Raw genomic sequence first — 14,421 nt, 5'->3', positions numbered from 1 at the left:
TGGCTTTGAAAATTAACGAGTCTGGAGCCTAGGGCTATGCAACACCTTGTGTTTGCGCCTCTGCTGACGCCCGACGCTATCGAACGCGGAGAACTTGGCTTTCAGCAGCGAAGAGTTTCGCTTTGTTTAAAGAGCAATCTCTATCGATGATCCGAAAGCGAGGCGCGTCGCCAATCAGGGTCGGGTTCGCAGGGTGATGGCGAAAGGTTTGCGGCCCGTATCCCGCAGATTGCACAATACTCGTCTTTGTCTGACGCATCGCCACTGACACCGACCGCCCCGATGATCATGCCATCTGCATCTTCTATCAGGACGCCACCGGGAACAGGAACAAAGCGCCCCTGCGAGGTCACGGCAAGCGCGGTCTGGAAATTCGGTCGCGCCGACAGGTAGTCGCGGATCATCCTGCTGGGCATGCCCATGCCAAGCGCGCCCCATGCCTTGCCCATCGCAATATCGACCCGCATGATCCCGCTGCCATCTTGTGATTTCATGGCAACCATCCGCCCCCCGGAATCCAGGACGATGACCGAAAGGGGCTTCATGCCTTCGGATGCACCGGTGGCAAAGGCCACCTCGATGATCATCTCGGCAGTGGCAAGCGAAAGGCTGGATGCCAGTTTCATTCGAATGGTCCCTTTTTCAGTTGCGCATCATATCGGGCAGCCATGTCACGATATCGGGAAAGGCCAGCAGGATGGCGATGGTGATGACATCGGCCACGAAGAAGATAAGCACACCGCGGAACACCTGCGGCAAGGGGATATCCGGGCGCACGGCGTTCACGACAAAGCAGTTCAGGCCGATGGGCGGCGTGATCAGGGCCATCTCGGCCATCTTGACGACGATGATGCCGAACCAGATGCTGTCATATCCAAGCGCCATGACCGCAGGATAGACGACGGGCAGCGTCAGCAGCAGCATCCCGATCGCGTCCATGAACATGCCCAGGACGGCATAGCCCAGCAGGATGCAGATCATGATGACCAGGGGCGGGGCGTCCAGTGCGACGATCCACGAGGCAAAGGCCTCGGCCACTCCAGAATAGCCCAGAAAGCGCACGAAGATCGTCACGCCCCAGATCAGTGAAAAGATCATCACCGTCAGCTTGGCCGTTTCCATCAGCGACATCCAGATCGCCTGCACCCGCGCGCCGCGCGCGATGGCGACGACAAAGATGATCGCGGCGCCAAGCGCGCCCGCCTCGGTCGGGGTGGCCCAGCCCTGGTACATGGCCGAGATGATGACCATCACCACCAGCGCGATCGGGATCAGCGGCGGCAGCGACAGCATGCGTTCGGGCCAGGAGACGCCGCCGATCGCCGGGGCGGCCTGGGGCCGGCGGATCGCCCAGATCACGATGATCGCGGAATAGACCAGTGCAGAGACCAGGCCCGGCAGGAACCCGGCCAGCAACAGCCGCCCGACGGATTCCTCGACGATGATGGCATAGATGACAAGGATGGCCGAAGGCGGGATCAGCGCCGCCAGCGTGCCCCCGACCGCGACCACACCCGCCGCCAGCCCCCGGTCATAGCCCGCGCGCAGCATTTCGGGAATCGCGACCCGCGCGAACACCGCCGAGGTCGCGGTGGATGCCCCCGACACGGCCGCAAAGCCCGCAGTGGCAAGGATCGTCGATACCGCCAGCCCGCCCGGCAACCAGCCCAGCCACTTGCGGGCCGCATCGAACAGCTGGGTCGTCATCCCGGCATAATAGGCGACGAAGCCGATAAAGATGAACATCGGCAGCACGCTGAGCGCATAGGTCGATGATTTCGCATGCGGCACGATGCCCACGACACCCGCGGCGGGGCCCCAGCCGATCAACTCGATCAGGCCCAACAGGCCCACGCTGGCCGCGGCAAAGACGACGCGAACGCCCAGGAAGACCAGCACCAGCAACAGCGCGATGCCGATCACGCCCACCAGCAGCGGGTTCTCGAATCCGATTCCGATCAGCATGTCAGGGTTCCTTTCGGCCGGATGCGGACTTGCCGCTTTCTCGGTCCAGCATCTCGTGCGCAGCGTCGCGGGCCGTTTCGGCGGCATCGCGGGCGACGATCACCCCTTCGGGGCGGCGGGTGGGGTCAATGAACAGGCTTATCTGTCCGGCAAGTTGGAGGGCCAGGCGCAGGAACCAAAAGCCGAAGGCCAGCGGCACGACCAGCTTGGACGGCCAGATGGGAAGCTCGGCGTCGATGGTGGTGTCGCCGATCTGGTAGGCGCGCAGAAAGTGGTCCCAGCTGAACTTGATCAGGATGCCGACGATGACCAGGCCGACCAGCGTTCCCAGGATCTCGGCCAGCCACAAGGCGCGGCCGCGCAGGCTGCCGACAATCAGCTCCATCCGGATATGGGCACCCATCCGCTGCGTATAGGCGGCGCCCAGAAAGGCCATGCCCGCCATCGACAGCTCGACCATGTCGATATAGCCCAAAAGCGGATAATCGAAGACCGAGCGCAGCACGATCTGCGCCACCCCCAGCACCATCAGCAGGAAGATGAAGAAGGCGGCCACGAAATTGGCGGCATTCTCGATCGGCACAAGCAGCCGGTCCACACGGGCGATCGGACCGGGAAGGTAATCCGCGCCATGCGGGCTGGAACTGTCGGGGGTCATTGAAAATCCTTCGCCGTAGAAAAGGGTCACGCCCCTGACGGGCGTGATCTGGGCCATGGCCTCAGCGCGCGGCCTCGGCTTCCTGGGCATAGGCCAAGAGCGCGTCAAGAACGCCCTGCGCGTCAAAGGCATCGCTGTTGGCCGCGACCCATTCATCCCAGACGGGCTGACCTGCCAACTCGCGGAAATCGGCGCGCTGTTCGTCGGTATAGACGATCTCTTCCAGGTCCTGCCGGAACATGGCCAGGTTCTCCTGGTCCTCGGCGGCATAGGCGGCCTGCTGGGTGTCCAGCACCAGGCCGCGATTGTCCATCAGCAAGTCCTGGTACTGGGGTGGCAGCGCCTCGAATGCGGTCTTGTTCAGGACCCAGCCACATTCGGAGGTTCCCGGCGCAAGGTTCGACGTGAACCATTCGGCTTCGTCGTTGATCTTGAACGCGACATGGGCATAGGTGAACGGGAACGCCGCCGCATCCACGGTGCCGTTCTGGAATGCAATCAGCGTTTCGGGCGCCGACAGGGTCTGGGGCGTCGCCCCAAGCCGGGCCAGCGCATCGCCAAGGCCCCCGCCCGCGCGGACGCGCAACCCCTTCCAGCCTTCCAGCGTTTCCGGCTTGCGGCCCGTCCCCATCAGTTCGAACTGCTGCAGCAGGCCGGATGCATAAGGCAGGGCGTTCCATTTCGCCATGTCCGCCATGATGGCCGGGTGTTCGAACATGCGCTCGCGGACATGGCGATCCACGGCCGGATCGCCAAGCGGCAGGAAGGGCAGCGAAAAGACCGTCCAAGCCGGGTTCTTGCCGGGGTGATAAAATTCGCAGATGCCCGCACCCTCGAAGGCGTTCAGTTTGAGCGCATCGAGGCTTTCTCGGACCGGGCCAAGCTGTTCGGCGTAAAAGATCTTGAGCCGGAACTTGCCATCCGTTTCGTCCGCCAGCTTTACTGCCAACGCCTCCATCCCCGAAGTCAGCGCCCGCGGGTTTCCGTACATTGAGATCTTCCAAAAGACCGACGGGCCTTCGACATTTGCCGCCATTGCCGGCAAGGCAACGGTTGCCGCCATCGCAACCGCGCAGATCGTCCCCACCATCCGTTTCACAGGCTTCCCCCCTTTTGCATCCACGACGTCGGCGCGCTCCTCCTCAGGACTTACCAACGTAATAATATCGATATTTATTGACATAAGTACATTTTATCGTCAACAGCAAAGAAGCAATGAGAGGAGAGCGAGATGAAGCTTCTTGTGGGCAAGTGTAAGGATTGCGTGTCGGTTTTCGCCGTTCGCGGAGATATGGCCATAGATTTGGGGGCCGCGATCGAGGGAATAGGCCACGATCTGGCTGCGCTGATCGCGTCGGCCGATCTGATGGCGCAGGCGCAGCGCCAGGCGGCAGACCCCGACGCCCGTTCCCTGCCGTTGGATCAGATAACCCCCGCCCTGCCCTTGGCCAATCCTGGCAAGATCATGTGCTTGGGACTGAACTATGTCGAACATATCAAAGAGGGCGGCTATGAGATCCCCGACTATCCGGCCATGTTCATGCGCACCCGCCAGTCAGTCATGGCGGCGGGCGAACCGATGCTGCGCCCATCATGTTCCGAACAGCTGGATTACGAAGCCGAGCTGATGATCGTCATCGGCAAAGGCGGTCGTCATATTCCGCAATCAACGGCACTGTCGCATGTCTTTGGCTATACTGTATTCAATGACGGCTCGGTGCGCGATTTCCAACGCAAGACACATCAATGGACGCCGGGCAAGAACTTCGACCGAACCGGTGCCATCGGTCCCGTCGTCGTCACGCCCGATGACCTGCCCGAGGGCGCAGCAGGCCTGAAGATCGAAAGCCGCGTCGGATCCGAGATCCTGCAAAGTTCGAACACGGCCAACATGATCTGGGGCGTAGCCCGCACGATTGAGATCATGTCGGAATTCACCACCCTGGAACCGGGCGATCTGATCGCGATGGGAACGCCGCCGGGTGTAGGCCATGCCAAGAAGCCGTCGCCCCGCTGGCTGCGCCCCGGTGAACTGGTCGAGGTTGAGATCGAGGGAATTGGCATCTGCGCCAGCCCCATTCAGGACGAGGCCATGGCAATGCTTGTCTGATAAGACATGCACGCGCCGGATCGACCGGCGCGTGCATGACGTTCAGTCGCGTGTGGTGGGAACGAGGCCGCTGTCGCGCAGGAATGCGCCGGTCTGCTGGTAATGCTCCACCAGGTGTTTCGATGCGGCATCGGCATCGCGTTCGACCGTGGCCTGCAGAATATGACGATGTTCGCCCGCCACATCCCGGCGACCGTAGTTCAGCGCGCGACCCGCCAGATAACGATAGCGTACGTTCAAGTCATAAAGCTGACTGCAATAGCGCAGGAGGATCGGCGACGCGCAATTACTCAGCAGTGCCATATGAAACGCTTTGTGCAATTCCTCGAACGGAGTGTCGTCGGCGGCATCCGCGCGGACCAGGCGATGATGGGCAAGAACCAACGCCTCTTCCCAATCGGCGGTCGCGCGTTCGATTCCTTGTCGCAAAGCCATATCCTCGAGTGCGCAGCGCAAGCGGAGAATTTCGTTGAAGTTTTTCAAGCTGACGGGGGCGCAGCGAAAGCCGCGCTGGTCCAAGCGTTCGACCAGCTGATCGGATGTCAAAAGGCTCAGCGCCTCGCGGATGGGCGAGGCACCGATCTGCAAACGGCCCTTCAAGGTCTCGATCTTGAGCTTCTCTCCGGGAGGCAGAATGCCTGTCAGGATCATCCGCTGAATGGCAGAATAGGCCGTCTGTGTGGCAGAGGCGATCAAGGTTTGGGGATCGGAAACAGGGCGTGACAGGGTCATAGACCGTCCTTAGTGGATGCCCCGGGTAAACTCAATTATCATTGGCGTTCCCGTGGGTCTGGGGACGCTGCGGAATACCCTTAGCCGCATCCGCTTGTGCATCGCGCTGCGTGACACCGTCCAACAGAACGAACATCATTACGCATGGTTCGGCCCCACGATTGGCCCAGGCATGGTTTGTACCACGCTGGACGACGACATCGCCCGCCCGTAACAGGGTATCATCTGCCTCGTCATCCATCAGCATCCAGATCTCGCCCGACATGACCATTGCGTAATCCAGCGTGTCGGTGCGATGCATGAAGGGATGCCGGGGATTGTCGACAATATTGTCGCCCGCCCCCATTTCTGCAAAGGCCGCGCGTCCGTCCAGCTTTGCCATTACTTCGGGGACTTCGGGCAGGAACTCGACACAGCGAAAGACGCTGCCGTTCCTTGGGGGATGCAGGGAGAAATTGCCGGTGCAGGTCTCGACCGGGCCGTCATACTCGGCAGGGGTGCCGTCAGACAGCCAAAAATTGGTCAGACGGACGCCCGGTCGGTTCGGGCGTTCCAGATACTGTGCGGCGACCTGATCGCTTTCAATGGTTGTACGCCCTTGGGCATCATGTCCGGTGACAACCCGTCGGAAATTGCGTGCCATATGGTGTGGTCCTTTCGTTCAGTGTGCACTGCTACGCAGGCGCAGTCGTGAGTACGCAAAAATTGTCGCCAATATCCCGCAGCCGAGGATGGCACTGAACGGGTTCTGGAACAGCAACATCCCCCCTGCCCCGGCGGCGGCGACACGGGCGATGGCAGGCAGGCGTCCATGAAGGGCCCCGACGACCGCAACCGCAATCGCCGTGACCCCGAGCGTTCCGGTGAGGATGGCAGCCAGGTTTGCAGCGACGTCGCCCTGTAAAAGTAGTCCCGACCCAAAGCAGAAGGCGAACGGCAATAGAAAACTCGGCGCAGCATAGGCGGCGGCGGTCCAGCCGGTCTTGTTGATATCGGCCCCCGCGATGCCCCCCGCCACATAGGCCGCAAGAGCGACAGGCGGCGTGATGGTGGACATGCAACCGAAATAGAAGACGAAGAAATGTGCAGTCAACACCGGCACCCCCATCTTGACCAGTGCAGGCGCGACAACCGTCGCAAGGATCAGATAGGCCGCCGTCGTAGGCAGCCCCATTCCCAGGATAATTGAGACGACCATCGTCAGCATCAGCGCGATGAATAGGCTGCCTCCCGATCCCAGGTCGATCAGGATCGCGATCTTGGACCCCAGCCCCGTCATGCCCAAGACGCCGGCAATGATCCCCGCAGCGGCACAGGCCGCTGAGATGGTGACGACGCCGTTGGCCCCATCTACGATGGCTCCGCCGATCTGGCGCGGTAATTCGCGGATTCGCCTGGGGGATTGCACGGCGGTGCTGATGATGATCGCCCCCATCGCCCAAAGTGATGCCTTGAACGGACTATAACCCATCAACATCATCCCGATCAGCAAGGAGAATGCCACGATGAAGGGTGTCCCGTCCATCAGCACGCGCCCCATGCTACGGGGATCTAAGGTCCGGTCGGCGGAGGGTTGAATGCCGCTGCGCACGGCGCGCAGATGCACCACGACAAGGGCCGTGGCAAAGAACAGCAGCGCAGGCAGCAGCCCCGCCATCATGATCTGGGTATAGGACACGCCGACAACCTCGGCCATAATGAAGGCGGCGGCTCCCATGACCGGGGGCATGATCTGACCGCCGGTCGAGGCCACGGCCTCGACCGCAGCGGCCTGATGAGGTTTGTACCCTTCACGGGTCATCAGGGGGATGGTCATCGTGCCGGTGACCGCCACGTTGCCCGCGGCCGACCCCGAAACCATACCGATCAGCGCTGAAAACAACACAGCCGATTTGGCCCCTGCCGCGCGCATCCCATAAGTCAGCCGGCGGGACACCTCAAAAAAGAAATCGCCCGCGCCGAGTCTCGACAGCAGTGCGCCAAAGATGGTGAAAACGATGATATAGGTCGCCGCAACACCGATGGGGATGCCATAGATGCCTTGCGTATCAGTGGTCAGAAAGCTTACCACCCGGTCCAGCCCGTACCCCCGGCTATTCAGCAGACCCGGCAGATAGGGGCTGACAAAGGGATACAGGAAAAAGACCATCGTGATGCTCGCCAGAATGGCGCCGACGCCTCGACGGGCAGCCTCGAACACCAGCGCGGTGATGACCAGCCCGGCATAATAGTCGGTGGGGGTAGTGATGCCACCGCTGAAGGCGATGGCCTTCCAGCGCGTCAACAGCCAGCCGCTAGCGATCAGCCCCGCAACGATTAGCGCGATATCGATTCCGCGCGCCACCGTGTTACCGCCTAGGCCGGGACGGGCAGGCGTACGCGCGAATATCAAGGTCAGCGCCAAAGCCAGATGTGTCAGGCGTGCCTCCATCGTGGAAATCGACAGAAGGCCAGAAACGACCAACAGGTGATAGGCCCCGAACAAAAATGCGATTGCAGTGAGCAATTTTGCGGTCGCAGAGGTTGAAACAGGTTCATTCCTCATCTTGAATCATTGCCCGAAATATGCGGCAGCGGCGGGGTGCAGTGGGATCGCCAACTGCGTAGCGCGGTCCTTGTCGATCTGCGCGCCATTGGCGTTTTCAGCCGCGAATTCATCCAGATGGTCATAGATGGCCGAAACGATCTGCCTTACTTGGCCCTCATCCATATCACTGCGTACCACCAACATGTTGGTCACGCCGATCACGATCGAATCCTGGTCCATGTCATAGACCTCCGAAGGGATATCGAAAGTCGTATAGGCCGGGTTCTGCTGCAGGATCTGTTCCAGCCTTTCAGGCGTGAAATCCACGATCCGCAGATCGCCCGAGGCTGCCGCCTGCATGACCGCTGCCGCCGGATAACCCGACAGCGCCAACGCTGCATCGACATTGCCATCCGACAGCTGGCTGAACCCGTCTCCATAGCTTAGAAAGCTGGGTATGATATCCTCCATCGTCATGTCATGGATTGGCATGATCTGGTTCAGGAAACCGAGGGTGCCACCTCCCGCCGGACCTACGGCCACCCGCTTGCCGCGCAGATCGTCGAATGTACGGATATCTGAATCCGCAGTCACGACCATGTGCAGAACGCTTGGATGCAGCGGACCAAGCGCCGCAAGTTGCATCTCTACGCCTTGGTATGCCCCTGCCCCCGCCACGGCATCGGCGGCAAGGTCCGCACTGGTGATGCCAAGATCGACCTCTCCGTCCGCGACCAGGCGTGGGTTCTGGACCGAGCCTTGGGTGACGACCGGAACAATGCTGAAGCCACCGTCGGTATACTCATTCACAAGGTTCGAGATCGTCTGACCTACAGGAAAGAAGGCCCCGCCGATGCTGGCAGTGCCGATCCGGAGCTCTTGTGCGGCAACAGGGGCAGCAGCCAGCAAAGCAACTGCAAGGGCAGCCGCCACATGCGTAAGATTGTTCATAATGAGATCCTCCCAACACCATTAAAAACGATTTTACTGACGTGTAAACGTTTTTATCGCTTTTATTATGTATGGGCGATCAGACAGGCATTCCCGCCATGTTTGTCAGTCGCATTCGCCTTGCTCTCTAGGCTTCAGACTCGTTAATTTTCAAAGCCAGATGTTGACAGTTGCGGCGAGAGCGATGGCTGACAGAAAGACCTTCGGGCACCTGTCGTAGCGGGTCGCAACACGGCGCCAGTCCTTGAGCCTGCCGAGCATGATCTCGATACGGTTGCGCCGCTTGTAGCGGCGTTTGTCGTATTTGACGGGCTTGCCTCGGGACTTCCGGCCAGGAATGCAGGGCGTGATGCCCTTGTCCTGCAAGGCTTCACGATACCAGTCGGCGTCATAGCCCCGATGGGCCAACAGCCATTCGGCCTCGGGCAGATTGCTCAGCAGGGCCGCCGCGCCGGTGTAGTCGCTGACCTGGCCGGCTGTCATGAAGAACTTGATCGCGCGGCCGTTCGCGTCCGTGACGGCATGCAACTTGGTGTTCATGCCGCCCTTCGTCCGCCCAATCAGCCTGCCACGCCCCCCTTTTTCAACCGCAGGCTTGTAGCTGTGCGGTGCGCCTTGAGATACTTGCGCAGGCTCACTCGAACGCATGGCGTTCGCCTGCTCACATCGATCATCACTGTCTTCCGGTCGGCGGCTTCGGAAGCAAGTCCCTGCATCATCCGGGCGAAAACACCCATGTCGCTCCAGCGCTTCCATCGGTTGTAGAGGGTCTTCGGTGGACCATATGCCGGCGGCGCATCGGACCAACGCAAGCCATTACGATTGATGAAGATTATCCCGCTCAAGACCCGCCGATCATCGACCCTCGGCTTGCCATGGCTCTTTGGAAAGAACGGCCGCAGCCGCGACATCTGCTCGTCGCTCAGCCAGAAAAGATTGCTCATCATGCCCCCTTCAGTTCGGGAGCGTGGATCACGCCGACAAGGTGGTCGCAACCCGATTAATGGGTCCTAACCCTTCTGTATCTGGCATTTGCTAAGCTGAGATCGTTGCTGTTCCTGGCCAGGGACAGCAACGGGGTGGTGCGCGACGTCTGACCCTTGTGGCATGACCACGTTTCTTAGCTTGTCGGTACCGCCTCTCTTCATCGTCTTGGACAGTTCATAGCGGTCATTCAGGACCGCGCACCAGAAGGAAGAGGGCATGGACAATCTATCACATGGTCGCGTTGTCGGCATAGACGTCACCCGGGACTGGCTGGACCTTCATTGCCTGCCAGATGGGCTCCAATGCCGACTGCCGAATGGACCATAAGGTCACGCGGCCGTCGTGGATCTTGCCTGCGATCGAGATGCGGTCGTTTGCTTTGAGTCGACCGGCGGACAGGAATGGCAACTCTGGGAAACGCTTGAAACAGAAGGTCTCATCGCCCGGCAAGTGCCGCCCGCTCAGGTGAAAGCATTCGCAAGAAGCCGTGGCACGCGCGCAAAGACCGACCGAATTGACGCGGAGCTTATTGCCCGCTTCTTTGTATTTCGACCTGATGCTGGACGCAGCCTCCCCACAGAAAAACTGAGACTACTCAGTAGCTTTGACATCCAAGCGGGCCCAGATCGTCGAGATGCGCAAACGTCTTCTGGCGCAGATCCGCGCGCATCAGAAGCTCGGCACAGCCGAAATGTTTGATAGCATCGATACCGAACTCAAGGCTCGCCTCGACGGCCCAATCAGGGAGCTGGACGACAGGATCGTGGCCGCCATATCCAGCGACAATTTGCTGGCAGAGACCGCTGGTGTTCTACGCTCCATTCCCGGGATCGGACCCGTGGCCAGCACAATGCTGATCGCCGAGATGCCGGAGCTTGGCACCATCATAGGCGAACAGGCTGCAGCTCTTGTCGGGCTCGCCCCAGTGGCGCATGACAGTGGAACCCTTCGCGGGAAGCGGACCATTGCAGGCGGTCGCCGTGCCCTGAGGCATGTGATGTTCCAACCCGCTTTGGTCGCCGCGCATCACAACCCCACCATGAAGGCCTTTGCAGATCGGTTGCGGAAAGCCGGGAAACCGCACAAGGTCATCATAACGGCCGTCGCACGGAAGCTGGTCAACCTCGCCAATGCTCTCAGTAAAAGCCGCCAGAAATGGACGCCTTCCACCGAGTGAGCGATACAGTTGCTAGGATCTCCCGTCAGGCGAAGCTGAAACGCTTGCAAACCACTCCCGGTGCGGTGCGCCAGGTCCCTAAACCTATTTTCTCGTAATAGGCCAGTACGTCGTCATCCTCTGCGTCGATGAAGGCTTCGATATCAACCAGGCCTGCGGTGGCGGCGGCCATACGCGTCGTTCCGAACAACCGACATCCGACCGCCTGTGGTGCGACATTTGGGGACAGATGGGTGCCGATGATCCCCCACCCCTCCGGCGTCTCGTGACGATTACCCACTACCGCGCGTTTGAGAGTCTGGAAGCCCAGAAGCTGATCATCTTTGGAAAAGACCAATGTGCAAGCGATCCGTTCCGGATGCCGAATGTAATGCTTCAGAACGAATTCGGTGTCAGTCGGAGCGTTGCGTCTGCCGCTCGCCAGGAGTGCACCCAGTAAGGAGGAAATTGCCGAGGCGTGTTCGCTCCTGGCGGCACGTATCCGCATCGTTTCGTTCGTGGACGAACTCGCTCTCAAAGCCGCCACGCGCAGCCCTCCTTACTGTCTGCACTCGAGCTGGCTCACGGATCAGCTCGCGATCTTGCATATGCTGCATGCCAATAAAGAGATCGTAGATCGAAGGCGAGGTACAAAGCCTTGAGTTACCGTCGCGTCATTCCAAGCTTTTTTCTGACCTTCCCGGGAGGCACAGACTGTCTTCGATCTGCTTGGAATCTTGCCAAGACCGGCATCGGGACCTTCGCTCCGCGCCCAGGGTTGGCGCGGCCGTTTCCATCTCCCGGGGGGACAATCGAAGGCTGAGCGAGAGCGGTAGTGATTAGCTTTTGATTGTCCAAAGGGACAGGTTGTTCGGGCGGGCGACCTGCTGCACAAGGCAGGTACCAGCTGAGCGGTCTTTGCGAGTGTTTGGTTACGTTCTACCGCTCGCCTGAAAATCTCCCCTCCAACAACCGGCATAAGCTTCGGCTGGCATGCTGCACGGGCGATCCTCTTGGCGCGCATTCCGCCCTGTTCCATACCTGAGAGCCTTGGGAATGAGCTTCTGACAGATCCTGCCTCCCTGCTCCGCCCTTCCGGCGCGACAGGTGCCAATGCCGATGCAGCCGCTTATGCATGACGGCCTGAGAACATGTCCTCACCATAGGGTGTGCAACCTGATGTGATGGCTGCGGCAGAGCCATCTGACATCGAGGGGCCTCGCATAGTCACGTGATGCGCATCGACCCTGGTACTCCCGCAGACCTCGCATGGCTGCTTCTGCAGACGCCCGGAGACGATCGCCTTGTGGACTTCGACATGCGCCCTGTACTTGACAGGATTGACGCGCCGCCATTGCGCCTGGCGGCTGACATTCAAAATGTTCGGCCCCTGCTGCCTGCCTGTCATGTCACGGCACTCCAGAGCCGGAACCGCCTGGTCCCGGTAATCTCTCGCAGGAGCCCGCGGGACTGGAGACGAGTGAGCAGTCTCACCGCGGTGGTCCGGCTGATGCCCGCCATGAGCTCGGCATCCGCGGCAAAGAGCATCGGGCGGGCGACGAGCGCGCGCACCAGGCGATCGGCAGTATCGCCGCTCGTGCCTTTCAGCACATGCCGTGCACGGCGCGACCAGTCCCTCAGCCCGTCGGCCAGAAGGCGGGCCTCCCGGCATCCCGCTTCGACCGCGTTCAGATGAGCCCCGAGGCGGAGATCCGCAGGTCCCGAACCGGACCAGACCCGGCGACCATGGATGCCCATGGGAACGAAGCTCACCCCCTCCGCGCCCGAGGCCATATGGCGCGCCGACCAGACTGCCGGCTCCACGACCTGTCCCGGCCGCAACAGGCCCGATTGTCGCCAGAGCTGCAAGACGGCCGGCCCGCGCGCCAGGGGATCGAGAGCGCCCAGATCATCGATGGCCGCGAAGAACTCGGCCTCGGCCTCCTCGAACTCGCGGCCCCGGTAAGGCAGGTCCGGAATGAAGGGGTTCGCTTCGTTCCCACTCATCGCATGGAACCCTAGGAAGGAGCGCAGTTCGCTCTGCGCCCCCTGCCCTGCCAGGCGCCGCATGGACCATCGCGCAAGGCGCAAGGCCTCGGGGTCGGAGCTGCTGCGGGCTTCGAGGATCTCCCGTCCGATCTCGTCGCGTGACAGAATGAGCCCTTGGCCCCAGAGCATGGCTTCGGTTTCAAGAAGGGCGAAACGCTTGCACAGCCCTTCGGCCTCCTCCGGCTCGAAGGATTTGAGCGTGGCTTCCAGCCTGCCGAGTTCACGGCTCGCGCGCGACAGAGGAACGGTGAGGCGCGACTGTGCCTGGACCCACATGCTGCTTTTCTCCCTCTCCCGAAGGAATGCCTCCCTGTCCTCAGGGCTTACCAAGCATGTGCTGCGATCATCCATATGAACATATTGATGATCATATGGTGATTACCCAAGGGTTTTTTGGACAGGTTCTTTCGATGGCTTCCGAATGGACGATCAGGCCCGGGCGGCCTCAGGAAAGCCCCAGCAAATGCAGCATCAGAGTTGCAATGGGCAGCATTGCAATCATTCACAAATGATCGTTTGCTGACATGTACCTGAATTGAAAATGAGGCTTTCATGGCGCTGATCGGCTATGCACGCGTATCGACCGAGGAGCAGAATGCCGCGTCGCAGGTCGAGGCCTTGAATGCGGCGGGCTGTTCGCGGCTCTTCCGGGAACATGCCTCGGGTACCGATCGCGAGCGCCCCGTATTGGCACGCGCCATCAAGGAATGTGCAAAGGGTGATACGCTTGTCGTGCATCGCATCGATCGTCTCGCCAGATCCCTGTCGCACCTTCTGCAGATCATCGAACTTCTTGAAAAGAAGGGCGCGTTCTTCCGCTCGCTGCGCGATCCGATCGACACCGCCTCCCCCCAGGGCAAGTTCACCTTGCAGATCCTGGGCGCGGCCGCGGAGTTCGAGCGGGCCCTGATCCGGGAACGCACCATCGCCGGGCTGCAGGCGGCACGCAGCGAGGGCCGGGTCGGCGGCAATCCGGGGCTTCGCGATCGGAACCCGGAAGCGCTGCGGACGCTGCGCCTGGCGCGGCATGACAGCTACATGGAAAGGCTCAACCAGAGAGCCGAGGAATGGGTGCCGCTTGTGCGCAGGCTTCGCCCCGAGATGCCCTGGCAGGATCTTGTGCGCATCGTGAATGCGCCCCTGCCCCCGGATCTTCATTGGAGCCAGCAAAAGCTCCTGCGGGCGGCCCGCGCCTATGTCGCCGACGGCTTCCTGCCCGCGACGGTTCTCGGCCGAGCCTCGACACGGGCGGCCGATGACAGGCTTCCTGAACCGCTCCGGGTTTG

Annotated in this window: 16 protein-coding genes; 4 read left to right on the top strand and 12 right to left on the bottom strand. The window is 60.9% G+C overall.

The genetic code is table 11. From position 1 onward, the window contains the following. Positions 1-140: 140 nt before the first annotated feature. The 4 genes from KO490_RS15110 to dctP all read right to left on the bottom strand — a co-directional run bounded on the left by KO490_RS15110 (position 141) and on the right by dctP (position 3,614). Positions 141-626 (bottom strand): heme-binding protein, encoded by a 486-nt coding sequence (locus KO490_RS15110; protein ID WP_216020254.1) that lies wholly within the window; start codon positions 624-626, stop codon positions 141-143. Positions 627-642: 16 nt separating this feature from the next. Beyond that, a complete protein-coding gene (locus tag KO490_RS15105; RefSeq protein ID WP_216020253.1) occupies positions 643-1,965 on the bottom strand; it encodes a TRAP transporter large permease in 1,323 nt (440 codons plus the stop codon). Position 1,966: 1 nt separating this feature from the next. Continuing rightward, a complete protein-coding gene (locus KO490_RS15100; RefSeq protein WP_216020252.1) occupies positions 1,967-2,623 on the bottom strand; it encodes a TRAP transporter small permease subunit in 657 nt (218 codons plus the stop codon). Between the two features lie 61 nt (positions 2,624-2,684). Beyond that, positions 2,685-3,614, bottom strand: a complete 930-nt coding sequence (gene dctP, locus KO490_RS15095; protein ID WP_252727225.1) for a TRAP transporter substrate-binding protein DctP — start codon at positions 3,612-3,614, stop codon at positions 2,685-2,687. Positions 3,615-3,854: 240 nt separating this feature from the next. Between dctP and KO490_RS15090 the strand changes: the two genes are divergently transcribed. Further along, positions 3,855-4,733 (top strand): fumarylacetoacetate hydrolase family protein, encoded by an 879-nt coding sequence (locus KO490_RS15090; protein WP_216020251.1) that lies wholly within the window; start codon positions 3,855-3,857, stop codon positions 4,731-4,733. A gap of 42 nt (positions 4,734-4,775) precedes the next feature. On the opposite strand, the gene KO490_RS15085 is transcribed toward KO490_RS15090, so the two are convergent. From KO490_RS15085 to KO490_RS15060, 6 genes are all read right to left on the bottom strand, one after another. Beyond that, a complete protein-coding gene (locus tag KO490_RS15085) occupies positions 4,776-5,465 on the bottom strand; it encodes a GntR family transcriptional regulator (RefSeq protein ID WP_216020250.1) in 690 nt (229 codons plus the stop codon). Positions 5,466-5,496: 31 nt separating this feature from the next. After that, positions 5,497-6,108 carry a cupin domain-containing protein gene (locus KO490_RS15080; protein ID WP_252727224.1) on the bottom strand — a complete coding sequence of 204 codons (612 nt, stop codon included), beginning with the start codon at positions 6,106-6,108 and terminating at the stop codon, positions 5,497-5,499. 18 nt (positions 6,109-6,126) lie between these two features. After that, the gene (locus KO490_RS15075) at positions 6,127-8,010 is read right to left on the bottom strand and encodes a TRAP transporter fused permease subunit (protein WP_216020249.1); all 1,884 of its coding nucleotides are present in this window, start codon (positions 8,008-8,010) and stop codon (positions 6,127-6,129) included. Positions 8,011-8,016: 6 nt separating this feature from the next. After that, complete coding sequence (locus tag KO490_RS15070) at positions 8,017-8,943, bottom strand: TAXI family TRAP transporter solute-binding subunit (protein ID WP_216020248.1); 927 nt, start codon at positions 8,941-8,943, stop codon at positions 8,017-8,019. Between the two features lie 150 nt (positions 8,944-9,093). Next, positions 9,094-9,887 (bottom strand): IS5 family transposase gene (locus tag KO490_RS15065; RefSeq protein ID WP_216020255.1). Its coding sequence is split into 2 segments (ribosomal slippage): positions 9,094-9,530 and positions 9,530-9,887, totalling 795 coding nucleotides; the frame shifts between segments, so codons are not numbered across the junction. Between the two features lie 271 nt (positions 9,888-10,158). Continuing rightward, complete coding sequence (locus KO490_RS15060; RefSeq protein ID WP_216020258.1) at positions 10,159-10,380, bottom strand: hypothetical protein; 222 nt, start codon at positions 10,378-10,380, stop codon at positions 10,159-10,161. Between KO490_RS15060 and KO490_RS16710 the strand changes: the two genes are divergently transcribed. Together KO490_RS16710 and KO490_RS15050 are read left to right on the top strand one after the other, a co-directional pair. Further along, positions 10,273-10,629, top strand: a complete 357-nt coding sequence (locus KO490_RS16710; RefSeq protein WP_216020247.1) for a transposase — start codon at positions 10,273-10,275, stop codon at positions 10,627-10,629. The genes KO490_RS15060 and KO490_RS16710 overlap by 108 nt on opposite strands. Beyond that, positions 10,565-11,107: a transposase gene (locus tag KO490_RS15050; RefSeq protein WP_216020246.1), complete on the top strand. Its 543-nt coding sequence runs from the start codon at positions 10,565-10,567 to the stop codon at positions 11,105-11,107. Before KO490_RS16710 ends, KO490_RS15050 begins: the two co-directional genes overlap by 65 nt. A 25-nt stretch (positions 11,108-11,132) precedes the next feature. Here the strand turns inward: KO490_RS15050 and KO490_RS15045 are convergent, their stop codons facing one another. Together KO490_RS15045 and KO490_RS15040 are read right to left on the bottom strand one after the other, a co-directional pair. Next, positions 11,133-11,594 (bottom strand): GNAT family N-acetyltransferase, encoded by a 462-nt coding sequence (locus KO490_RS15045; RefSeq protein ID WP_216020245.1) that lies wholly within the window; start codon positions 11,592-11,594, stop codon positions 11,133-11,135. Between the two features lie 896 nt (positions 11,595-12,490). Further along, positions 12,491-13,411 (bottom strand): hypothetical protein, encoded by a 921-nt coding sequence (locus tag KO490_RS15040; RefSeq protein WP_216020244.1) that lies wholly within the window; start codon positions 13,409-13,411, stop codon positions 12,491-12,493. A gap of 276 nt (positions 13,412-13,687) precedes the next feature. Between KO490_RS15040 and KO490_RS15035 the strand changes: the two genes are divergently transcribed. Then, the coding region (locus KO490_RS15035) for a recombinase family protein (protein ID WP_216020243.1) at positions 13,688-14,421 on the top strand (734 nt) is incomplete at its 3' end.

This window comes from Paracoccus sp. C2R09 (assembly GCF_018860625.1).
Taxonomy (GTDB): Bacteria; Pseudomonadota; Alphaproteobacteria; order Rhodobacterales; family Rhodobacteraceae; genus Paracoccus.
The sequence above is the reverse complement of the archived record's forward strand: the minus strand, read 5'-3'. Positions and strand labels throughout refer to the sequence as shown.

What these genes read in the sequence shown, in the direction of transcription:
- KO490_RS15110 (WP_216020254.1), bottom strand. Translation starts at nt 626, where the DNA reads ATGAAACTGGCATCCAGCCTTTCGCTTGCCACTGCCGAGATGATCATC.
- KO490_RS15105 (WP_216020253.1), bottom strand. Translation starts at nt 1,965, where the DNA reads ATGCTGATCGGAATCGGATTCGAGAACCCGCTGCTGGTGGGCGTGATC.
- KO490_RS15100 (WP_216020252.1), bottom strand. Translation starts at nt 2,623, where the DNA reads ATGACCCCCGACAGTTCCAGCCCGCATGGCGCGGATTACCTTCCCGGT.
- dctP (WP_252727225.1), bottom strand. Translation starts at nt 3,614, where the DNA reads ATGTACGGAAACCCGCGGGCGCTGACTTCGGGGATGGAGGCGTTGGCA.
- KO490_RS15090 (WP_216020251.1), top strand. Translation starts at nt 3,855, where the DNA reads ATGAAGCTTCTTGTGGGCAAGTGTAAGGATTGCGTGTCGGTTTTCGCC.
- KO490_RS15085 (WP_216020250.1), bottom strand. Translation starts at nt 5,465, where the DNA reads ATGACCCTGTCACGCCCTGTTTCCGATCCCCAAACCTTGATCGCCTCT.
- KO490_RS15080 (WP_252727224.1), bottom strand. Translation starts at nt 6,108, where the DNA reads ATGGCACGCAATTTCCGACGGGTTGTCACCGGACATGATGCCCAAGGG.
- KO490_RS15075 (WP_216020249.1), bottom strand. Translation starts at nt 8,010, where the DNA reads ATGAGGAATGAACCTGTTTCAACCTCTGCGACCGCAAAATTGCTCACT.
- KO490_RS15070 (WP_216020248.1), bottom strand. Translation starts at nt 8,943, where the DNA reads ATGAACAATCTTACGCATGTGGCGGCTGCCCTTGCAGTTGCTTTGCTG.
- KO490_RS15050 (WP_216020246.1), top strand. Translation starts at nt 10,565, where the DNA reads ATGCGCAAACGTCTTCTGGCGCAGATCCGCGCGCATCAGAAGCTCGGC.
- KO490_RS15045 (WP_216020245.1), bottom strand. Translation starts at nt 11,594, where the DNA reads ATGCGGATACGTGCCGCCAGGAGCGAACACGCCTCGGCAATTTCCTCC.
- KO490_RS15040 (WP_216020244.1), bottom strand. Translation starts at nt 13,411, where the DNA reads ATGTGGGTCCAGGCACAGTCGCGCCTCACCGTTCCTCTGTCGCGCGCG.